Source organism: Streptomyces sp. PH9007, from assembly GCF_059813725.1.
This window is the reverse complement of the sequence record NZ_CM187440.1, coordinates 3,369,143-3,389,133: the sequence shown is the minus strand read 5'-3', so window position 1 is coordinate 3,389,133 and position 19,991 is coordinate 3,369,143. Positions and strand designations below refer to the sequence as shown.

General features: G+C 73.3%; 17 protein-coding genes and 3 tRNA genes. 9 read left to right on the top strand and 11 right to left on the bottom strand.

The window, feature by feature from the left end:
• Nucleotides 1-16 precede the first annotated feature (16 nt).
• From purL to purS, 3 genes are read right to left on the bottom strand one after another with little or no spacing between them, the layout of a single operon-like run.
• Nucleotides 17-2,272 carry a phosphoribosylformylglycinamidine synthase subunit PurL gene (gene purL, locus ACTFAP_RS15465; protein ID WP_432745304.1) on the bottom strand — a complete coding sequence of 752 codons (2,256 nt, stop codon included), beginning with the start codon at nucleotides 2,270-2,272 and terminating at the stop codon, nucleotides 17-19.
• Entirely contained in the window at nucleotides 2,269-2,949 is a 681-nt protein-coding gene (gene purQ, locus ACTFAP_RS15460) for a phosphoribosylformylglycinamidine synthase subunit PurQ (RefSeq protein ID WP_200365722.1), read from the bottom strand. The genes purL and purQ overlap by 4 nt, the downstream gene beginning before the upstream one ends.
• Nucleotides 2,946-3,212 (bottom strand): phosphoribosylformylglycinamidine synthase subunit PurS, encoded by a 267-nt coding sequence (purS, locus tag ACTFAP_RS15455; protein ID WP_030733160.1) that lies wholly within the window; start codon nucleotides 3,210-3,212, stop codon nucleotides 2,946-2,948. Before purS ends, purQ begins: the two co-directional genes overlap by 4 nt.
• A gap of 411 nt (nucleotides 3,213-3,623) precedes the next feature.
• On the opposite strand from purS, the gene ACTFAP_RS15450 reads away from it, so the two are divergent.
• From ACTFAP_RS15450 to ACTFAP_RS15415, 8 genes are all read left to right on the top strand, one after another.
• Nucleotides 3,624-3,941, top strand: coding sequence for a histone-like nucleoid-structuring protein Lsr2 (locus ACTFAP_RS15450; protein WP_453854414.1), 318 nt, complete (start codon nucleotides 3,624-3,626; stop codon nucleotides 3,939-3,941).
• 100 nt (nucleotides 3,942-4,041) lie between these two features.
• Nucleotides 4,042-4,113 (top strand) — tRNA-Gly (locus tag ACTFAP_RS15445).
• A 49-nt stretch (nucleotides 4,114-4,162) separates the two neighbouring features.
• Nucleotides 4,163-4,234, top strand: a tRNA-Gly gene (locus tag ACTFAP_RS15440).
• An 89-nt stretch (nucleotides 4,235-4,323) separates the two neighbouring features.
• Nucleotides 4,324-4,396: transfer RNA gene (locus ACTFAP_RS15435), tRNA-Gly, on the top strand.
• Between the two features lie 140 nt (nucleotides 4,397-4,536).
• A complete protein-coding gene (locus ACTFAP_RS15430; RefSeq protein WP_495681159.1) occupies nucleotides 4,537-5,463 on the top strand; it encodes an ATP-binding cassette domain-containing protein in 927 nt (308 codons plus the stop codon).
• A complete protein-coding gene (locus ACTFAP_RS15425; RefSeq protein WP_500466607.1) occupies nucleotides 5,460-6,341 on the top strand; it encodes an ABC transporter permease in 882 nt (293 codons plus the stop codon). Before ACTFAP_RS15430 ends, ACTFAP_RS15425 begins: the two co-directional genes overlap by 4 nt.
• A gap of 19 nt (nucleotides 6,342-6,360) precedes the next feature.
• Entirely contained in the window at nucleotides 6,361-7,818 is a 1,458-nt protein-coding gene (locus tag ACTFAP_RS15420) for a sensor histidine kinase (protein WP_500466606.1), read from the top strand.
• Nucleotides 7,815-8,420, top strand: a complete 606-nt coding sequence (locus ACTFAP_RS15415) for a response regulator transcription factor (protein ID WP_390116020.1) — start codon at nucleotides 7,815-7,817, stop codon at nucleotides 8,418-8,420. The genes ACTFAP_RS15420 and ACTFAP_RS15415 overlap by 4 nt, the downstream gene beginning before the upstream one ends.
• Nucleotides 8,421-8,632: 212 nt before the next feature.
• Here the strand turns inward: ACTFAP_RS15415 and ACTFAP_RS15410 are convergent, their stop codons facing one another.
• The gene (locus tag ACTFAP_RS15410) at nucleotides 8,633-9,145 is read right to left on the bottom strand and encodes a MarR family transcriptional regulator (protein ID WP_495681156.1); all 513 of its coding nucleotides are present in this window, start codon (nucleotides 9,143-9,145) and stop codon (nucleotides 8,633-8,635) included.
• 184 nt (nucleotides 9,146-9,329) lie between these two features.
• Here ACTFAP_RS15410 and ACTFAP_RS15405 point away from each other — a divergent pair, with 184 nt between their 5' ends.
• Nucleotides 9,330-10,844: an MFS transporter gene (locus tag ACTFAP_RS15405; protein ID WP_495681155.1), complete on the top strand. Its 1,515-nt coding sequence runs from the start codon at nucleotides 9,330-9,332 to the stop codon at nucleotides 10,842-10,844.
• A 45-nt stretch (nucleotides 10,845-10,889) separates the two neighbouring features.
• Here the strand turns inward: ACTFAP_RS15405 and ACTFAP_RS15400 are convergent, their stop codons facing one another.
• The 7 genes from ACTFAP_RS15400 to purD all read right to left on the bottom strand — a co-directional run bounded on the left by ACTFAP_RS15400 (nucleotide 10,890) and on the right by purD (nucleotide 19,966).
• Nucleotides 10,890-12,089: a low temperature requirement protein A gene (locus tag ACTFAP_RS15400; protein ID WP_495681154.1), complete on the bottom strand. Its 1,200-nt coding sequence runs from the start codon at nucleotides 12,087-12,089 to the stop codon at nucleotides 10,890-10,892.
• Nucleotides 12,090-12,180: 91 nt separating this feature from the next.
• Nucleotides 12,181-12,912 carry a hypothetical protein gene (locus ACTFAP_RS15395; protein ID WP_500466605.1) on the bottom strand — a complete coding sequence of 244 codons (732 nt, stop codon included), beginning with the start codon at nucleotides 12,910-12,912 and terminating at the stop codon, nucleotides 12,181-12,183.
• Nucleotides 12,913-13,034: 122 nt separating this feature from the next.
• Complete coding sequence (locus ACTFAP_RS15390) at nucleotides 13,035-13,958, bottom strand: phosphoribosylaminoimidazolesuccinocarboxamide synthase (protein ID WP_495681152.1); 924 nt, start codon at nucleotides 13,956-13,958, stop codon at nucleotides 13,035-13,037.
• Nucleotides 13,959-14,056: 98 nt separating this feature from the next.
• Nucleotides 14,057-15,550: a N,N-dimethylformamidase beta subunit family domain-containing protein gene (locus ACTFAP_RS15385; RefSeq protein WP_500469473.1), complete on the bottom strand. Its 1,494-nt coding sequence runs from the start codon at nucleotides 15,548-15,550 to the stop codon at nucleotides 14,057-14,059.
• Nucleotides 15,551-15,795: 245 nt separating this feature from the next.
• A complete protein-coding gene (locus tag ACTFAP_RS15380) occupies nucleotides 15,796-16,644 on the bottom strand; it encodes an aldo/keto reductase (protein WP_500466604.1) in 849 nt (282 codons plus the stop codon).
• 69 nt (nucleotides 16,645-16,713) lie between these two features.
• The gene (locus ACTFAP_RS15375) at nucleotides 16,714-18,306 is read right to left on the bottom strand and encodes a hypothetical protein (protein WP_500466603.1); all 1,593 of its coding nucleotides are present in this window, start codon (nucleotides 18,304-18,306) and stop codon (nucleotides 16,714-16,716) included.
• Between the two features lie 394 nt (nucleotides 18,307-18,700).
• Nucleotides 18,701-19,966, bottom strand: a complete 1,266-nt coding sequence (purD, locus tag ACTFAP_RS15370) for a phosphoribosylamine--glycine ligase (RefSeq protein ID WP_495681150.1) — start codon at nucleotides 19,964-19,966, stop codon at nucleotides 18,701-18,703.
• Between the last annotated feature and the right edge of the window lie 25 nt (nucleotides 19,967-19,991).

The window sequence follows — 19,991 nt, the reverse complement described above, 5'->3', positions numbered from 1 at the left end:
TCCCACACTCCCGTGCTCAGCCGAACAGCGCCGGCAGCGTCGCCTCGCGCGCCTCGCGCAGCTCCGCCAGCGGGATGCCGAACTCGCCCTGCACCTCGATCGACTCGCCGTCGACCACACCCACCCGCGCGGCCGGAAGGCCACGGGCCGCGCACATGTCGGTGAAGCGGGTCTCCTCGCTGCGCGGCACGGCCACGATCGCGCGGCCGGCCGACTCCGAGAAGAGGAAGGTGAACGCGTCCAGGCCGTCCGGGACGACCAGGCGGGCGCCCACTCCCCCGGCCACCGCCGACTCCGTGACCGCCTGCACCAGACCGCCGTCCGACAGATCGTGCGCCGCGTCGATCATGCCGTCGCGGGAGGCGTTGATCAGGACCTCGGCCAGCAGCCGCTCGCGCTCCAGATCCACCTTCGGCGGCAGACCGCCCAGGTGGTTGTGGATCACCTGGGACCACGCCGAGCCGCCGAACTCCGCCCGGGTGTCACCGAGCAGGTAGATCAGCTGCCCGGCCTCCTCGAAGGCGTGCGGGGTACGGCGCGTGACATCGTCGATCACGCCGAGCACACCGACCACCGGGGTCGGGTGGATGGCCTGCTCGCCGGTCTGGTTGTAGAGCGAGACGTTGCCGCCGGTCACCGGGGTGCCCAGCGTCTGGCAGGCGTCGGCCAGGCCGCGGGTGGCCTCGGCGAACTGCCACATCACGGCCGGGTCCTCGGGGGAGCCGAAGTTCAGGCAGTCGGTGACGGCCAGCGGCTTGGCGCCGGTGGCGGCCACGTTGCGGTACGACTCGGCGAACGCCAGCTGCGCGCCCGCGTACGGGTCGAGCTTCGCGTACCGGCCGTTGCCGTCGGTGGCGATCGCGACGCCGAGGTTGGTCTCCTCGTCGATCCGGATCATCCCGCCGTCCTCCGGCTGGGCCAGCACCGTGTTACCGAGGACGTACTTGTCGTACTGGTCCGTCACCCAGGACTTGGACGCCTGGTTGGGTGAGGAGACCAGCCGCACGACCTGCTCGCGCAGTTCCTCGGAGGTCCCCGGCCTGGGCAGCGCGCCCGCGTCGTCCGCCTGGAGCGCGTCCTGCCACTCGGGACGGGCGTACGGGCGGTTCAGCAGCGGGCCCTCGTGGGCGACGGTACGCGGCGGCACGTCCACGATCTGCTCGCCGTGCCAGAAGATCTCCAGCCGGTCGCCGTCCGTCACCTCACCGATGACGGTGGCGATCACGTCCCACTTCTCGCAGACCGCGAGGAAGCGCTCGACCTTCTCCGGCTCGACGACCGCGCACATGCGCTCCTGGGACTCGCTCATCAGGATCTCCTCCGGCGACAGGGAGGAGTCGCGCAGCGGGACCGTGTCGAGCTCGACGCGCATGCCGCCGGAGCCGTTGGAGGCCAGCTCGGAGGTGGCGCAGGACAGGCCGGCCGCGCCGAGGTCCTGGATGCCCACGACCAGGTCCTGGGCGAACAGCTCCAGGGTGGACTCGATGAGCAGCTTCTCCTGGAACGGGTCGCCGACCTGGACGGCGGGGCGCTTGGCGGGCTTGCCGTCCGCGTCCTCGAAGGTCTCCGAGGCGAGGATGGAGGCGCCGCCGATGCCGTCGCCGCCGGTGCGGGCGCCGTACAGGATGACCTTGTTGCCGGCGCCGGACGCCTTGGCGAGGTGGATGTCCTCGTGCCGCATGACGCCCACGCACAGGGCGTTGACCAGCGGGTTGCCCTGGTAGCAGTCGTCGAAGACGATCTCGCCGCCGATGTTGGGCAGGCCCAGGCAGTTGCCGTACCCGCCGATGCCGGAGACGACGCCGGGCAGCACGCGCTTGGTGTCCGGGTGGTCCGCGGCGCCGAAGCGCAGCGGGTCCATCACGGCGACCGGGCGGGCGCCCATGGCGATGATGTCGCGGACGATGCCGCCGATGCCGGTGGCGGCGCCCTGGTAGGGCTCGACGTACGAGGGGTGGTTGTGCGACTCGACCTTGAAGGTGACCGCGTAGCCCTGGCCGACGTCCACGACGCCCGCCTGCTCACCGATGCCGACCAGCAGCGCGTCGGAGTGCGGGGCCTTCTCGCCGAACTGCTTGAGGTGCACCTTGCTCGACTTGTACGAGCAGTGCTCGGACCACATCACGGAGTACATGGCCAGCTCGGCGCCGGTCGGGCGGCGGCCGAGGATCGCGCGGATGCGCTCGTACTCGTCCTGCTTGAGGCCGAGTTCGGCCCACGGCAGCTCGGTGTCCGGGGTGTCGGCGGCGTGTTTGACGGTGTCGAGCGTCATGAGGCGGCGACCATCTTCTTGAGGACTGAGGTGAAGAAGCCGAGGCCGTCGGTGCCCGGCCCGGTGAGGGACTCGACGGCGTGCTCGGGGTGCGGCATCAGGCCGACGACGTTGCCGGCGGCGTTGCTGACGCCGGCGATGTCGCGGCGCGAGCCGTTGGGGTTGCCGTCCAGGTAGCGGAAGACGACGCGCCCCTCCGCCTCCAGCTCGTCGAGGGTGCGCTCGTCCGCGACGTAGCCGCCCTCGCCGTTCTTCAGCGGGATGGTGATCTCCTGGCCGGCCGTGTAGTCGGCGGTCCAGGCGGTGGCGGCGTTCTCGACGCGCAGCCGCTGATCACGGCAGATGAAATGCAGGTGGTCATTACGGGTGAGGGCACCGGGCAGCAGGTGCGATTCGCACAGCACCTGGAAGCCGTTGCAGATCCCGAGGACCGGAAGGCCGGCCCTGGCCTGCTCGATGACGGTTTCCATCACCGGGGAGAAACGGGCGATCGCACCGCAGCGCAGATAATCCCCGTAACTGAAGCCGCCCGGCAGAATCACCGCGTCGACCTGGTGCAGGCTGGTGTCGCGGTGCCACAGGGCGACCGGCTCGGCGCCGGCGAGCCGGACCGCGCGCTGCGCGTCGCGGTCGTCCAGCGAGCCGGGGAAGGTGACGACTCCCACACGGGTGCTCACGGCGCGACCTCTTCCGCGCTCTCTTCCACGCGCACGGTGAAGTCTTCGATCACCGTGTTGGCGAGGAAGGTCTCGGCGAGCTCGCGGATACGGGCGAGGGCGGCCTCATCGACGGGGCCGTCCACCTCCAGCTCGAAGCGCTTGCCCTGGCGGACATCGGAGATTCCGGCGAACCCGAGCCGGGGCAGCGCGCGTTGCACGGCCTGGCCCTGGGGGTCGAGGATCTCCGGCTTGAGCATGACGTCGACTACGACGCGGGCCACAGGTACTCCCGGTGGGATTGGTGCTGACGCTGCTGCCCATCAGCGTACCTGTCGGACAAATCTACACGGGTAGACCTGACGCCGGACGGCCCTGCCTCTGGCATGAATCGGTCACGTTCAGGTATCGGGGACGGAAACCCCTGCAAGAAGCGGCGAGAAAACCGTAAGGTCCCCATTGCGGCATGACACGTGCGGCCGAATTCCCACTCGCCGGGACTTCGCGCTTCGCAGAAAAAGCCAGCCGATGTACAAATAACGAACGCGGCACCGCCGTACAGCAGTACAGCACCTTGCTCCCGATCTTGGGAACGCCCCCGCGACACCGGCGCGCGGTCCGGCCAGGACCGGCTCCGTCGCCGCCGTCGTCGCCGTCAGGCACGGGGGACGCACCCGCCGAAAGGACCGATATCCGTGGCACAGCGCGTCGTGGTCACCCTCTCCGACGACATCGACGGCGGAGAAGCGTCGGAAACGGTGGCTTTCGGGCTTGACGGGAAGACGTACGAGATCGACCTCAGCGAGGAGAACGCGGAGAAACTCCGCACCACCCTCGCCCCCTATGTGACGGCCGGCCGCAAGCGCGCCAAGTCGGGCCGGACCTTCACCCACACCTCGGTGGCCCCCGACCCCCGCGCGGTGCGCGCCTGGGCGGAGTCCAACGGCTTCGACGTACCGGCCCGCGGACGCATCCCGCGCAAGGTCTACGACGCCTTCAACGAGGCGCACTGATCCGGTCGTTGGGCCGATTTGCCAACGACCCCGGGTGATCGGCTAGAGTCTGGATCACGCCGAAGGGCGGGGCCGGAAAAGCCCCGAACGAGGCGGATGCGCGGGTGTAGTTCAGTAGTAGAACACCCTCTTTCCAAGAGGGAGGCGCAGTGTGCAATTCCTGTCACCCGCTCTATCCACTCCGGTGCGTATGCCCGTCATACGCACCAGCCGGTGGAGATGCGGGTGTAGTTCAGTAGTAGAACGCCCCCTTTCCAAGGGGGAAGCGCAGTGTGCGATTCCTGTCACCCGCTCTGCATCTCAGTACTCGGTACAAGACCCCCTCGGGGATCGGGTACAGTAGGTGCCGCACCACCCGGGAAGCCCCGGGCGGGGCAACCAGGCGGACGTAGCTCAGCTGGTAGAGCACAACCTTGCCAAGGTTGGGGTCGCGAGTTCGAATCTCGTCGTCCGCTCAGATGAAGGGCCCGGTCTCAACAGACCGGGCCCTTCGGCGTTGTGGGGCGCGCGTGCCCCCGCCCGATCTGACATTCGTCATACGGATCCATGACAGTCGGCAGTGGGATCCGGGCCCCGGCGGCGGAACCCTTGAGGCATGACCAAGGGTGATGCGTGGGGGACGACGGTGATCGAGGCGCGCGGACTGCGCCGCCGCTACGGTCCGGAGGGGCCCGGCGGCTTCGAGGCCGTGCGGGGGATGGACTTCGAGGTACGGCGCGGGGAGCTGTACGCGCTGCTGGGCACCAACGGCGCGGGCAAGACCTCCACCGTGGAGCTGCTGGAGGGGCTCGCCCCGGCGACCGGCGGCGAGGTGCGGGTCTTCGGGCACGACCCGTACCGGCAGCGGGCCCGGGTGCGCCCGTACGTCGGGATGATGCTCCAGGAGGGCGGGTTCCCGGCCGATCTGACGGTGACCGAGACGGCGCGGATGTGGGCCGGCTGCGTCACCGGGGCGCGTCCGGTGCCCGAGGCGCTGGAGCTGGTGGGGCTCACGGACCGGGCGGATGTCCGCGTCAAGCAGCTGTCCGGCGGTGAACGGCGGCGGCTGGACCTGGCGATGGCGCTGATGGGGCGGCCCGCGCTGCTGTTCCTGGACGAGCCGACCACCGGTCTGGACCCGGAGGCGCGGCAGCGCACCTGGCAGCTGGTGAGCGAGCTGCGCGACGCGGGGACCACGGTGCTGCTGACCACGCACTACCTGGAGGAGGCGGAGGTACTCGCCGACCGGCTGGCGATCATGCGGGAGGGGCGGATCGTCGTGTCGGGAACCACCGGGGAGGTCCTGGAGGCGCAGCCGGCCCGGATCCGGTTCACGCTGCCGCCGGGGGTGGGGCCCGAGCGGCTGCCGCTGACGGTGCCGGCCGCGGCGGACGGGCAGCGGGTGGAGATCCGTACCCGGGAGTTGCAGCGGGCGCTGACCGAGGTGCTGCTGTGGGCGCGGGACGCGGGGGTGGAGCTGGTGGATCTGGACGCCCGCTCGGCCTCGCTGGAGGAAGTCTTTCTGGAGGTGGCGGGAGCATGAAGCAGCGCACCGAGGACGCTCGGCACGTGCCGCACGGCGGTGGCGGTGGCGGTGGCGGCGAACGGCACGCGGGGATGAGCACCGAGACGTGGCGGCTGCTGATGGGGGTGCCCAGCAAGGCGTCGCTGCGGCGGATGGGCTCGCTGGGGCGGGCCGAGCTGACGCTGCTGCTGCGCAACCGCACGGCGCTGTTCATGAGCCTGGCGATGCCGGTCGGCATGGTGCTGGTGTCCTACGTCTCGGCCGGCAACCTGGAGTCGACGCAGACCAGCCTGAGCGTCGGGGAGATGGTGCTGACCGCCGGCATCGGGTTCGTCCTGCTGCTGGTGGCGTACTTCAACCCCATCACGGCGTACGTGGCGCGGCGTGAGGAGCGGGTGCTCAAGCGGCTGCGCACCGGGGAGGTGACGGACGCCGAGATCCTGACCGGTACGGCGCTGCCGTCGCTGGTGCTGGCGCTGGCGCAGGTGGCCCTGCTGGTGATCTCCGGGGCGCTGTTCCTCGACGTGGGGGTGCCGGACCAGCCGGTGGTGCTGGTGGTCGGGGTGCTGCTGGGGATCGTGATGATGGTGGGCCTGGCGGCGGTCACGGCGGCGTTCACCAAGACCGTGGAGAGCGCGCAGATCACCAGCCTGCCGTTCTTCATGCTGTCGGCGGTGGCCTCCGGGCTCTTCGTCCCGCTGGACGGGCTGCCGGACGGGGTGGCCAATGTCTTCCGGGCGCTGCCGATGACGCCGGTGGTGGAGCTGGTGCGCGGCGGCTGGCTGGGCGGGATGACGGGCGGCGAGCTCCGTCTCGCGCTGCTGCTGGCGGTGGTGTGGACCGGTCTGTCGGTGTTTGCTGTACGGCGGTGGTTCCGCTGGGATCCGCGGCAGTGAGAGGGATGTGAGAAGCGGCATGGGAACGGCGGCACCGGGTGGCGGCGGCTGGGTGGACCGGCTGATCGGCAGCAGCCAGCGGGCGCGGGTGCATCACTACACGCGGTACACGCTGTACACCTTCGCGGGTGTGGAGCTGGTCGCGGTGCCGCTGAACATGCCGCAGTGGATCGCGAACAGCCATCCGCTGTCGGCGGTCGGGATCGGGACGCTGATCCTGCTGCACGGCCTGTGCAACATCCAGCTGACCCGGGTCGGGCTGCGCTGGTACCTGGCCGAGGGGCGCGGCGTCGTGTGGCCGGGGCGGCTGCTGGCCGCGCAGGCGGTGCTGACGGCGCTGATCCTGGGCCTGGTGTTCGTGTCGGTGGCGGCGGGGCAGGCGCCGGAGACGACGGTGGGCGCGCTGGTCTCGCTGTGGGCGTTCGGCATCTCCGGTGCCTCGCTGCTGCTGTCGCAGCGGCAGCTGTGGGCGGGCCTGGGGGTGCTGGTGGGCGCGATGGTGGCCGGCGGCACGGCGGCGGGGATGGCGGCGCAGCTGACGCTGGTGCTGGCGCTCGTGTCCGGAGGGCTGTCGGTGCTGATGGCGTTCACCTGCCGGGTGACGGCGTGGACGCTGCGGGTGGTGAACAAGCTGGACGCGGCGCGGGAGACGGAGGCCCGGCTGGCGGTCGCGGAGGAGCGGCTGCGGTTCGGCCGGGACATGCACGACGTCCTGGGGCGGAACCTGTCGGTGATCGCGCTCAAGAGCGAACTGGCGGCGCAGCTGGCGCGGCGCGGGTCGCCGGCGGCGGTGGAACAGATGACGGAGGTCCAGCGGATCGCGCGGGAGTCGCAGCAGGAGATGCGCGAGGTCGTGCGCGGCTACCGGGAGGCGGATCTCCAGGCGGAGCTGGCGGGGGCGCGCGGCGTGCTGGAGGCGGCCGGGATCCGCTGCCGGATCGAGGACGGGGGCAGTACGGAGCTGCCGGTGGCCGTCCAGTCGGCGCTGGGGTGGGTGGTGCGGGAGGGCACCACGAACGTGCTGCGGCACGCGGACGCGGCGGTGTGCGTGATCCGGCTGCGGCCGCCGGCGCGGGGCGGGATCGTGGCGGTGCTGGAGATGGAGAACGACGGGGTGCGGGGCACGGGCGCGGCGCCCGGTGGGTCGGACGGTACGGGGCTGCGGGGCCTGCGCGGCCGGCTGGGCGCGCTGGGCGGGACGCTGACGGCGGGACCGTACGGGGGCGGGGTCGCGGAGCCCGGCGCCGCCGGGGCCGGGGGCGGGGACCGGAAGGGCGGCTCGTTCCGGCTCACGGCGACGGTGCCGGTGCCCTCCCCGGCGGGTGCCGTGGGGCGGTCGCGGACGGGCTCAGTTGCGGACGCGGCGGGGCGCGAGGAGCCGGGTGCGGCCCTGCCGCCCACCGGGGAGCGGGCGGCCGGGACGCCGGACGGGGCACTGCCGCCGGGTCCGGCCGGCGGCCGGGAGGTGGGCGCGTGATCAGGGTGCTGCTGGCGGACGACGAGCATCTGATCCGGGGTGCGCTGGCCGCGCTGCTCTCGCTGGAGGACGATCTGGTCGTGGTCGCCGAGGCCGCCTCGGGTCCCGAGGCGCTGGCCATGGCGGGGGCGCACCGGCCGGATGTGGCGGTGCTCGACCTCCAGATGCCGGGTGCGGACGGGGTGACGGTGGCGGCCAGGCTGCGGACGGAGCTGCCGGAGTGCACCACCATGATCGTGACGGGGCACGGCAGGCCCGGGCATCTGAAGCGGGCGCTGTCCGCCGGGGTGCGCGGGTTCCTGCCGAAGACGGTGTCGGCGCAGCGGCTGGCGGAGATCATCCGAACGGTGCACGGCGGCGTCCGTTACATTGACCCGGAGCTGGCGGCGGACGCGATCAGCGCGGGTGATTCGCCGCTGACCGCCCGGGAGACGGAGCTGCTGGAGCTGGCGGCCGACGGGGCGCCGGTCAGCGAGATCGCCGAACGGGCGGCGCTGGCCCCGGGCACCGTACGCAATTACCTCTCCTCTGCGGCGGCCAAGCTGCACGCCGAGAACCGGCACACGGCCGTACGGCTGGCGCGGGAACGCGGCTGGCTGTGACCGCGCGTCCACCCGTACCGCCCTGGCCCCACCCCCGCACCATCGAAGGGATCGCCGCACCATGACGACTGCCACCCTGATCGTTTTCGCGATCTCCATCGGGACGGTGGCCTGGATCGCCTGGCGCGGTTTCCGGGCGGAGGACGCGCGGCGCGAGGCCGAGGAGCGCGACAGGTAGGCGGCCGGGCCGGGCGGGCGCGCGGCGGGCCTGTTCAGCCGGCGGCGTTGTCCGGGGTCCCGGCCGGTCCGGCGGGCCCGGCGGCTCCCGCCGGGCGCGGCCAGCAGCGTCCGGTGCGTGCCTCGATGCTCTGGTTGAAGCGGGTGAGCGACTCCTCCAGGACCCGTACGTCCTCCGGGTCCCATGCGGCGAGCACCTTGGCCAGGCCCTCCCTGCTGCGCTGTTCGCGGTCAGCGAGCCGGCGCGCGCCCTCCTCCGTCATCTGGAGGCGGCGGGCCATCCCGCCCTCGGGGTCGGGCACCCGGCGGGCCAGGCCCTCCCGGAGCAGGGCGGCGGTCTGCCGGTTGATGGTGGAGGTGTCCAGGGCGAAGGCCTGGGCGAGTTCGGCGATGGTCATGGGGCCCTGGGCGGCGAGCCGGGTCAGCAGCAGATGGGCCGAGCGCTCCAGGGCGGCGCCGCCGTCACGCTGCCGGCTGGACAACTCGTACCGGGTCAGGAGCAGCAGTTCACGCTGCAGCCCCTCGAACCGTTCCCGCGACTGGGCCACCTTGGTTACCTCCTGGGTCGGATCCTAAAGAAAACCCCAAGGCCGAGCGTTCCACACCGGAACGAAATATGCATGATGCACATCGTATGTATGCTGCACGAAGGGGACGAGAGCCCTTCCGCCCCGCTGCCCGCGTCTCCCTTCCCTTCCTCTCCCGCACACTCCGTCCGGAGGCCGCCTTCCCATGCCCAGCTCCACCGCGCCGCCGCCCGCCGCCGCGCCACCCACCCCCGGCGCCAAGGGGTCGGCCAACGTCATCGTCGTGATCCTCGCCTTCTCCGGCATCGTCACGGCGCTGATGCAGACCCTGGTGATCCCGCTGCTCGTCCAGCTGCCCGTGCTGCTCGACACCACCGCCGCCAACGCCTCCTGGGTGGTCACCGCCACCCTCCTGGCCGCCGCCGTCGCCATGCCCACCACCAGCCGGCTCGGCGACATGTTCGGCAAGCGCCGGATCATCTTCGTCAACCTCGGCCTGCTGATCGCCGGATCGCTGGTGTGCGCGCTGTCCGACTCGGTCCTCCCGATGATCGCCGGACGGGCCCTCCAGGGCTTCGGCATGGGCCTCATCCCGCTGGGCATCGGCGTCATGCGCGACGTCATGCCGCCCGAGCGGGTCGCCTCCTCGATGGCCCTGATGAGCGCCTCCCTGGGCATCGGCGGCGCGCTCGGACTGCCCGCCGCCGCCCTGGTGGCCCAGAACTTCGACTGGCACGTGCTGTTCTACGCCTCCGCCGCGCTCGCCGCGCTCGCCCTCGTCCTGATCGCCCGCTACGTACCCGAGTCGCCGGTGCGCTCCCCCGGACGCTTCGACTTCGCCGGCTCGGCCGGCATCGGCATCGGCCTGGTCTGCCTGCTGCTCGCGCTCTCCAAGGGCGCCGACTGGGGCTGGAGCAGCGGCAGCACCCTGGGCCTCTTCGCCGCCGGCCTGCTCGTGCTGCTCGCCTGGGGCTGGTACGAGCTGCGCACCCCCGACCCGCTGGTGGACCTGCGCACCACCGCCAAGCCGCAGGTGCTGTTCACCAACCTCGCCGCGCTGGTCATCGGGTTCGCCATGTACTCGATGTCGCTGATCGCGCCGCAACTGCTCCAGCTGCCGCGGGAGACCGGGTACGGGCTCGGCCAGACCATGCTCGCGGCGGGACTGGCGATGGCCCCCGGCGGGCTGATGATGATGCTCTTCTCGCCGCTGTCGGCCGTCATCACCAAGTCCCGGGGGCCCAAGACCTCGCTGATCCTCGGCTCGGTCGTCATCGCCGCCGGGTACGCGCTGGGCCTGGTGATGATGGACGAGGTGTGGCAGGTCATCGTCTTCTCCTGCGTGGTCACCTCCGGCATCGCCATCGCGTACGCGGCGATGCCCACCCTGATCATGAGCGCCGTCCCGGTCTCGGAGACCGCCTCCGCCAACGGCCTGAACAGCCTGATGCGCTCGATCGGCACCAGCACCGCGGGCGCGGCGATCGGCGTGGTGCTGGCGAACAGCACCCTCACCTTCGGCGGGGTCGAGGTGCCCTCGCTGACCGGGTTCCGCACCGGCTTCGCCATCGCGTGCGGGGCGGCGCTGCTGGCCGCGCTGATCGCCGCGTTCATCCCGGGAGCGCGGCTGCGGGGCGCGGCCCCCGAGGCGGACGCGGCACCGGAGAGCGAAGCGGCCGGGGAGGACCTGGCCCGTACCGCCACGCGCACCGCCGGCTGACGGGCGGCCGACGGGCGGCCGAGCGCAGGGGCCCGGGGCCCCCGGTCACCCGGCCGGAGCACGGCGGCCGGCCACCAGGCCGGCCGCCAGCGTCGCGGCCACCGCCACCCCCATGCCCAGCACCGCACCGCCAGGGCCCAGCAGCGGTGCGCCGAACCCCAGGACCAGCACCGCCGCCGCACCGGCCAGCAGCGGCCACAGCCCCACCGCTGCGGCGCCCGTCATCCGGTGCAGCGCCCCCAGCAACAGCAGCACGACCGCCACCGGCACGGCGACCGTCAGCCCCGCGGACCGCTCGGAGAGATGGGCGTGGTGCTCGGTGACATCCAGCGCCGCCTCCAGGCCCGCACCGAGGGCGGCCAGCGCCGCGAACACCACATAGTGCCCGTACCCCCAGGTCAGAGCTGTGCGCAGGGTCGTCAGCCGGACCTCGCGACCGGTGAAGTACAGCCACCACAGGGCGAAGACCAGCAGCAGCCCGCCCACGGCGATCAGCAGGATGGGGGTCGACAGGCCGCGGTCGGTGACGGCCGACTGGACGGCCGTCAGCGAGCCGAGAATGACCTCCCCGAGCACGATGATCGTGAACAGCCCGTACCGCTCGGCGATATGACCCGGATGCCAGCGCGTCACGCTCCCCCGGAACTCCGCCCAGGCCGGTACGGCGAGTTCGACCGCCACCAGAACGACGAACGTGACCGCCGCCCACCCCCCGGAGACCCACAGCCGGGCGACCCATCCGGCCTGCACCAGCGCCACCCCGGCCGCGTACCGCAGCGCGCCCCGGCGGCCGGCCGGATCCGCGGCGGCGGCCCGCAGCCACTGGGCGACCATCGCGGCGCGCATGATCACATAGCCCGCCACCACCAGCGCCCAGTCGCCGTGCTGGAACGCGCCGGGCACCCCGGCCGCCAGCACCAGGACGCCCGCCATCTGGAGCAGCGTCAGCAGCCGGTAGGGCACGTCGTCGGTGTCGTAGGCGGAGGCGAACCAGGTGAAGTTCATCCAGGCCCACCAGATGGCGAAGAACACCGCCGCGTACCCGAACAGGCCCGATCCGGTGCGGCCCTCCGCCAGCGCGTGATGGAGCTGGGCGGCGGCCTGGGAGACGGCGACCACGAAGGTCAGGTCGAACAGCAGCTCCAGCGGGGTCGCGGCGCGGTGCGCCTCCCCCGGGTCCCGGCCGCGCATGGGCCGCCGCGACGGACCGGCGCGGGCCGTGCGGGCGGCGTCGTCTGCGCCCATGCCGCCTCTCCCGCCGTGATCGGTCCCCCGCCTCCGTCGCACGATGAGAATAAGCGGACATTTCAGGCGTCGGCCAGCGGGCGGTCCGGTGTCATATCCAGCCGCGGTCCCGGGCCAGCAGGGCGGCCTGGGCCCGGCTGCCGGCGTTGAGATGGTCCATCAGATGGGCGATCCGGCGCCGGTAGGTGCGCACCGAGACGCCGATGCCGCGCGCCGCCGTCTCGTCCTTGGCACCTGAGCACATCGCGGCCAGGATCAGCCGGACGTTCTCGGTCGGGGTCGGCGCGGGGGTGAGCGGGGTAGCCCGCTCCCAGGCGCGCTCGAACAGCGCCCGGACGCTGGCCACGATGGCCGGCTCCTCGGTGAACAGCGCCCCGTGCTCGACCGTGGGGCCGCCGCCCAGCGGGAGCGCCACGGCGCGGGAGTCGCAGGCCAGCAGCCGTTCGGTGGCGTGCGGGATCAGCCGCACCCGGGCGCCGTGCCGTTCGATCTCGCGCAGGTACGCCGCAGTGGCCGGGTCCTCCAGGGTCTCGCAGAGCATCACGGTGCGGAAGGCCACGCCACGGCGCAGACAGCGCAGGGCGAGCGGGCGGATCCAGGCGAGGTAGGCGGCAGACAGCTCGGTGTGCGGGACGAGGGTGAGGATGTCCTCGCGGGCGTGGAAGGCGAGTTCCTCGATGCGGTCGCGGATGGCGGCCGGGTCGGTGAGCCGCTCGATCCGCCCGATGCGGTCGGCGGGGACGGCGGGACCGGACCGGTCATCGCGCCCTGTTCGTCCGGGCCCGCGCGGGCTGTCCTGGCTGCGATCCGTGCCGGCGTGCATGTTCTTCCCCGTTCGGGCGGTGCGGTGCCGGGGTGGTCGGGCCCGGCGGCATGCCTGTTGGGGGAGTTTTTACCAAGTGGGCCCCGGCCCGGCCAGGCCGGGGCCCACTTGACCGTTCACGGTCAGTCCCACGCGGTGCCCGTCAGCAGCCGGAACGCCTCCGTGTAGCGCTCGCGGGTACGGTCCACGACCTCCTGCGGCAGTTCCGGCGGCGGGGTGTCGCCCGTACGGTCCCAGCCGGAGGCCGGGGAGGACAGCCAGTCGCGGACGAACTGCTTGTCGTACGCGTTCTGCGGGCGGCCGGGCTCCCACTCGTCCTTGCGCCAGAAGCGCGAGGAGTCCGGGGTCAGCACCTCGTCGGCGAGCACCAGCTCGCCTTCCTGGGCACCCTCTCCCGCGCCCGGCCGGCGGCCGAACTCGAACTTGGTGTCGGCCAGGATGATCCCGCGGTCCCGCGCGATGTCCCGGGCCCGCCCGTACACCGACAGGGTGGCCTGGCGCAGCTGAGCCGCCGTCTCGGCGCCGACCTGGCGGGCGACTTCCTCGTAGCTGACGTTCTCGTCGTGCTCCCCCACCGCCGCCTTGGTGGCCGGGGTGAAGATCGGGGCGGGCAGTTCGGAGCCGTCGACGAGGCCGGCCGGCAGGGCCAGGCCGCACACCGTACGGTCGCGCTCGTACTCCGCGAGCCCGGAACCGGTCAGGTAGCCACGGGCCACCGCCTCCACCGGGACCATGTCCAGCGCGTGGCAGACCATCACCCGGCCCGCCCAGTCGGCGGGGGCGCCGGCCGGCACCTCGGTGGAGATGACATGCCCCGGCACCAGATCGGCGAGCTGGTCGAACCACCACAGCGACAGCCGGGTCAGGATGCGGCCCTTGTCGGGGATCCCGTTGGGCAGCACCCAGTCGTAGGCGGAGATCCGGTCGGTGGCGACGAGGATCAGTTCACCGGCCTCGTTGCGGTAGAGATCGCGGACTTTCCCGGTGTGCAGATGCACAAGACCGGGCACCCGCGCGGGCTCAGGCTTCGTGACGAATCCTGGCACTGTGCCTCCTGGCGGCTAAGCGGTCGGTCGGTCGATGGGCCACGCGGCGTTCATTCTCACGCATGGCGGCCGGTGACCGGCGCGCGGGGCCCGCCCCGTCAGTCCCGTTTGCAGATGCGGTCCAGGAGGTTGGCGGTGGCCTTCTGGATCCGGGTGTCGGTGTGCTGCGGGCGGTCCAGCGCCGGCGACCAGGCGAAGGTGCCGGAGGCGAACACCCAGGCCCCGCTGGGCGCGCGGTACAGGGAGGTCTCCTGGTGGCGGCGGGCCCCGGACTCGTCGCGGTACGGGGAGTGGGCCAGCAGGATCCGGCTCTCGCTGTCGGGCAGCGCGGTGCGCGGGTAGTAGCGGTCGGCCTCCCCGGCGACCAGGCCCGGGAGTTCGTCGCCCTCGGCGGCGCCGGTGGCCTCCCACAGCCAGTGGTCGGCGTTGCGGACCACCAGCGGGTACGGGCGGGGCACCCGGCCCGCGTACTGCACGCCGAGCAGCAGTTGCTCGGGCTCGCCCTGCTCGCGCCACAGGGCGGGCCGGCCGGGGCCGTGGCGCTTGCGGCAGCGCAGCAGGCCGTCCTCGTCGCCGGAGGGCAGCGCGCTCAGCTCGACCTGCCAGTACATGGTGTTCGCCGACAGGAACACCAGCGAGGTGCCGGTGTCACGGGCGTGCTCGACGGCGCGGCGCATCGGGACCGACCAGTACTCGTCGTGCCCGGGGAAGATCAGACCGCGGTAGCGGGAGGTGTCGACGCGGCCCGCGTGCAAATCGCGGGCGGTGGCGTAGGCGAGGTCGTAGCCGTAGCGCTCGGCCCAGCGGATGAAGTCGTAGGCGTGCCCGACGTGCAGCGGCAGGCCGGCGCCGGCGAAGGGGCGGGCGAAGGAGACGGTGGTGGCGGCGTCCTGCTCGCCCAGCAGATGACCCGAGGCGTCCCAGGCGTGGTAGAGGCTGGCGCCGGTGCGGCCGTCCTCGGGGAAGAGGTTGTACGCCTGCCAGGTGATGTCGGGGAGCAGCAGGAGCAGATCGGCGGGCTGGTCGTCCCGGACAGTGAAAGGTACGTGCGAACGGAATCGGCCATCCGCGGTGGTGAGGACGGCGACGTGCGCGCCGGGCCGCCAGTCGGGCGGGACCTGGAGCCGCCACGAGAGCCACCAGTTGTGGCAGGAGGCGGTGCGGTCGGCGAGCAGCGGCTCCGGCTGCCGGGTGCCGCGCTGGGTGGGGCTGCGGGTGAGCATCTTGGCGCCGTCGCCCGCGTAGTGCCCGATCCGGTAGATGTCGATGGAGAAGTCCTGGGGCGGGTTCACCGTGACCCGGAAGTCGAGGGACTGGCCGGGCGCGACGGCGCTCTGCGGGGCGAAACCCTTGATCTGGCAGTCGACGTCATCGGGGGTGCGGGGGCCCGCGGCGGGCTGGTCGTCCCCCCGCCGACCTGGGGAACATAGCCCCTGGGCGTCGGGGTCCACGTACCACGGGACGACTCGTCCGGTGTCGTCGAAGTAGTGCTCGCTGCCGCGCAGCCAGGGCAGCGGGCCCTGCCCGAACGGATCGGACACGGCGTGCGCCAGGGCGCCCGACTCCCACCGCCGGATCCGATCGGTTCCCACAGATCCCAGAGACAAGGTCCCCTCCTCCGCCCCAACTCCACTGCCGAACCAGCACATCACACATCGCGAGGGCGTTGTCACCGTTCGTCGTGAAATGGCTGGAGGTGATTGCCTCCGCAGCGGTGGGCGGGGGGTGGGAGGGGCCCGGCCGGGGCGGGCGGGGGCGAGCTCCGGGGGAGCCGGGCCCGCCAGGGGAACGCCCCGGAGAGGAGCGGGGCCCGGCGGGGCCGGTCTCGGCGGGCGGCTCAGACGGCGGGCGCGTCCAGGCGCTCGCGCTGTTCCAGGGTCAGCCGTATCCGCTGCGCGGCGACGTTCTCCTCCAGATGCGCGAGGTCGGCGGTGCCGGGGATCGGGAGGACGACAGGCGAGCGCTCCAGCAACCAGGCGAGCGCCACCTGGGTGGGGGTAGCTCCCAGTTCGGCCGCGACGGCGGCGACCTCCCCCGGGAGGCCCCCGGCCGCCTCTTCTCCCGCACCGGCCACCGGCCGCCAGGGCAGGAACGCGATGCCCGCGGCCGTACAGGCGTCGAGCACCGGCTCGTGCTCACGGTCGAAGACGCTGTAGCGGTTCTGCACGCTCGCCACCTCGACGATCTGCCGGGCCTCGGCGAGCTGGGCGACGGTGATCTCCGAGAGCCCGATGCGGGCGATCTTGCCCTCGTCGCGCAGCTCGCGCAGCGTGCCCAGCTGGTCGGCGAGCGGCACTGCCGGATCGACGCGGTGCAGCTGGAGCAGGGCGTGCCGCTCCAGGCGCAGCCGGGTCAGGCCGCGCTCGGCCTGGTCCCGCAGTACCTCCGGCCGACCGTTGAGTTCCCATTCATTGGTGGCCGCCGAACGCGCGACGCCCACCTTCGTGGTGATCACCAGTCCGTCCGGATAGGGGTGGAGGGCCTCGACGAGCAGTTCCTCGTTGGCTCCACCGCCGTACAGATAGGCCGTGTCGATGAGCGTGACGCCCAGTTCGACGGCCCGCCGGGCGACGGCGACCGCGTTCTCCCGGGCCGCCGCGGGAGAGGCGGGGAGCTGCATGGCGCCGAAGCCGAGCCGTCGTACGGCCAGGTCCCCGCCGATCAGGAATCCGCTCGGTTCTGTCATGTGCCGTCCGCCCCCTGGAGTGAGGGGCGTCACCCTAGCACCGGGGTGCGCCGGCCCCGGCCCGCCGGCTCAGACCAGGCGTACGGGCTTGTCCGGCCGTACCCCGGCCGCCGTCAGCCAGGCGCGCAGCGGCTCGGGGTCCGCCTCGTCCACAAGGCTGTGCACGCAGCCGCCCAGCCGCTTCAGATCGGCGCGGCGGCGCGGGCTGCCGGTCCGCAGCACCGGCCCGTCCAGCCAGTCGAGGGCCGGGGTGGCGCCGGTGGTGTCGGCGGCGGCGCAGCACACCGCGGCGGCCACGTGTTCCACCAGCAACTCCCGTCCGCTGGGCGGCGGCTGGGCGGGGAAGCCGAGCGGTGCCACCAGGCCGGTGTGGACGTCGGCGGCGGCCGGGGGCGGCTCCTGCGCCGTGCGGGGCGGGGTGGCGGCGCCGATCCTGGCGGCGAGCGCGTCGGCGCCGCCGGGCCCGGTGGCGGCCTCGGTCAGCTCGCTGAGCGCGCGGGCCAGGGTCGGGGTCTCCTCGGTGTCCAGCGCGGCGAACAGCCGGGCCGCGCGGTCCCGCCAGATGCGGTCCACGACCTCCTCCGGGTAGGCGGCCCAGTCCAGCGGCGCCCAGGGCGCGCCGCCCTGCGCGGGGCCGCCGTGGAACAGCCGGGCGGCGAGGAAGGAGATCTCCTCGTCCATCCGTCCCGGCTCCTCCAGCAGATCGCAGGCGGGGCGTTCGCCGAGCCGGGAGGCGAAGCCCTGGGGGGCGAGCCGGTCGCGGCGGGAGAGTTCGGTGAGGGCGGAGACGACACCGGCGTTGAGGCGGCGCGGCCAGCGGCCGACGCGCCAGGCGGGCAGCGCGACCTTGGTCAGCAGCCGGTCCCAGCCCGCGTAGGCGAGTCCGACCTGTTCCTGGGCGGCCATCCGCACGCCGTGATCCACGCTGTGCGCGCGGGCGGAGGCGGCAGCGGCCACCCCGCGTTCCATCTCGGCGGCGTGCGTTCCGGCGGCGCGCAGCAGCAGCCGGGCGACCAGGCCGGAGAAGCCGAGCAGCGGATGCCGCAGGGGCGAGGCCGCGGCGGCGAGCCCCGCGGCGGCGTCCCAGCTGCGGACGCAGCGGCGGGCCGCGGCGATGTCGGGGTGGGCGGAGGGGCCGGTGCCGGCGACGACGGGTGCGAGCAGGGCGCGCAGCTCGCTGACCCGCATCCACCACAGGAAGGGGGACCCGATCACCAGAACCGGGGCACGGGTGTCGGCGGACGGCTCGGGACGGGGGCCACCCGTATCCCGGGCCCGGGGCTGTTCCTCCAGCCAGCTGTCGCAGTCGGGGGTGAGGGCGATCCCCCCGGGGTGCGGGACGGCGAGGCGGTCGGCGAGGTCCCGTATCAGGCCGTGCAGCGCCGGGGCGGCGGCCTCCGGCACCTCGACGGTGGGCGTGACGGCCGGCCTGGCGCGGGTGATGAGCACGCCGACGGCGACGGCCACCCCGATCGTGACGACGGCAAGGGCGGCCACCGGCCACCGTACGGCGTCCGGCACGCCGGGACCCGCGGCGAACAGCACGACGCCGACGGCGCACGGGAGGAGCGCGAGCGCCAGCGCGCTGTTGCGCGCGCGCAAGACGGCCAGCGCGTGGTCGCGCGCGGAGTGTGTGGCTCTGTGCTGCTGACGCTGCCCCATGCCCCTGCCCTCCGCCTGCCCAGCCCCGATACCGCTCGTCATCCCACTGTGGCACCGCCGAGCGACATCGCAATGTGCGCTGAGCCGATCGCATGATCACTACGGCGGCCCGGCGTGGGACAACTCCCGCCGCACCCTAGTTGCGCGCGGCGCGAGCGTCAGCCGGACAGCACCATCGGTCACCCGATGGAGGGGCTTTGGGCAAAGGATGACGACCTGATTCAGCCACCCCGACGCAAACCCGCCGGTGGCGGAAAGGCACCGACGGCCGGGCCGTACGAGGGCGTACCGGGTCCCGGCCCGGCCCGGAGCGGGCGGGCGCGCGCCGGCGCCCCGGCCGGGTCGGGCGGCCGGGGCGCCGGAAGCGGGAGACCGGGGTGCACCCCGGCGGGGCTCAGGCCGGGTTCGTCCCCAGCGCCGCCGCCTCCGCGATGTCCTTGCGGTAGTGGGAGCCCTTCAGCTCGACGCGCCCCACCGCCGCGTACGCGCGGGTGCGGGCCGCCGTCAGGTCCGCCCCGGTGGCCGTGACCGACAGGACGCGGCCACCCGCGCTCAGCACCGCGCCGTCCGCACCCCGCCGCGTACCGGCGTGCAGCACGTACGCGTCGGGGCCGTCCACCTCCGCCACCGTGTCGAGCCCCGTGATCGGATCGCCCGTGCGCGGCGCCGCCGGGTAGCCCTCGGAGGCGATGACCACCGTCACCGCCGCCCCCTCGCTCCAGCGCAGCGGCGGCAGCGCGGCCAGCTCATCGGTGGCCGCCGCGTACAGCAGCCCGGAGAGCGGGGTGCGCAGCCGCGCCAGGACGGCCTGGGTCTCCGGGTCGCCGAAGCGCGCGTTGAACTCGATGACCCGCACGCCGCGCGAGGTCACCGCCAGACCCGCGTACAGCAGCCCGGAGAACGGCGTGCCCCGGCGGCGCAGTTCGGCCACGGTCGGCTCCAGGACCGTCTCCATGACCTCGTCCACCAGCCCGGCCGGGGCCCACGGCAGCGGCGAGTACGCGCCCATGCCGCCCGTGTTGGGGCCCTCGTCGCCGTCGTAGGCGCGCTTGAAGTCCTGCGCCGGCTGGAGCGGAACGACGGTGGTGCCGTCCGTGACGGCGAACAGCGAGACCTCGGGGCCGTCCAGGAACTCCTCGATGACCACCCGCTCGCACGCCAGGGCGTGCTCCCGCGCCTGCGCGCGGTCCTCGGTGACGACCACGCCCTTGCCGGCCGCGAGGCCGTCGTCCTTCACCACGTACGGGGCGCCGAAGGCGTCCAGCGCCGCGTCGATCTGCTCCGCCGTCGTACACACGTGGCTGCGTGCCGTGGGCACTCCGGCCGCCGCCATGACGTCCTTCGCGAACGCCTTGCTGCCCTCCAGGCGGGCGGCGTCCCGGGACGGGCCGAAGACCGGGATCCCCGCCTCCCGCACCGCGTCCGCCACCCCGGCGACCAGCGGCGCCTCGGGGCCGACGACCACCAGCGCGGCGTCCAGTTCTCCGGCGAGCGCGGCCACGGCCGCGCCGTCCAGGGCGTCGACGGGGTGCACGGTCGCGACCTCGGCGATCCCGGCGTTGCCGGGCGCACAGTGCAGCGCCGTCACCTCGGAGTCGCGGGAGAGGGCGTGGCACAGAGCGTGTTCGCGGGCACCGCCGCCGATGACAAGGATCCTCACGGGCAGCAGCCTATCCGCGCCGCCG

Excerpts from the sequence above, each read along its gene's own strand:
- purL (WP_432745304.1), bottom strand. The coding sequence starts at position 2,272 with ATGACGCTCGACACCGTCAAACACGCCGCCGACACCCCGGACACCGAG.
- ACTFAP_RS15430 (WP_495681159.1), top strand. The coding sequence starts at position 4,537 with ATGACCAAGGGTGATGCGTGGGGGACGACGGTGATCGAGGCGCGCGGA.
- ACTFAP_RS15425 (WP_500466607.1), top strand. The coding sequence starts at position 5,460 with ATGAAGCAGCGCACCGAGGACGCTCGGCACGTGCCGCACGGCGGTGGC.
- ACTFAP_RS15420 (WP_500466606.1), top strand. The coding sequence starts at position 6,361 with ATGGGAACGGCGGCACCGGGTGGCGGCGGCTGGGTGGACCGGCTGATC.
- ACTFAP_RS15405 (WP_495681155.1), top strand. The coding sequence starts at position 9,330 with ATGCCCAGCTCCACCGCGCCGCCGCCCGCCGCCGCGCCACCCACCCCC.
- ACTFAP_RS15400 (WP_495681154.1), bottom strand. The coding sequence starts at position 12,089 with ATGGGCGCAGACGACGCCGCCCGCACGGCCCGCGCCGGTCCGTCGCGG.
- ACTFAP_RS15395 (WP_500466605.1), bottom strand. The coding sequence starts at position 12,912 with ATGCACGCCGGCACGGATCGCAGCCAGGACAGCCCGCGCGGGCCCGGA.
- ACTFAP_RS15380 (WP_500466604.1), bottom strand. The coding sequence starts at position 16,644 with ATGACAGAACCGAGCGGATTCCTGATCGGCGGGGACCTGGCCGTACGA.
- ACTFAP_RS15375 (WP_500466603.1), bottom strand. The coding sequence starts at position 18,306 with ATGGGGCAGCGTCAGCAGCACAGAGCCACACACTCCGCGCGCGACCAC.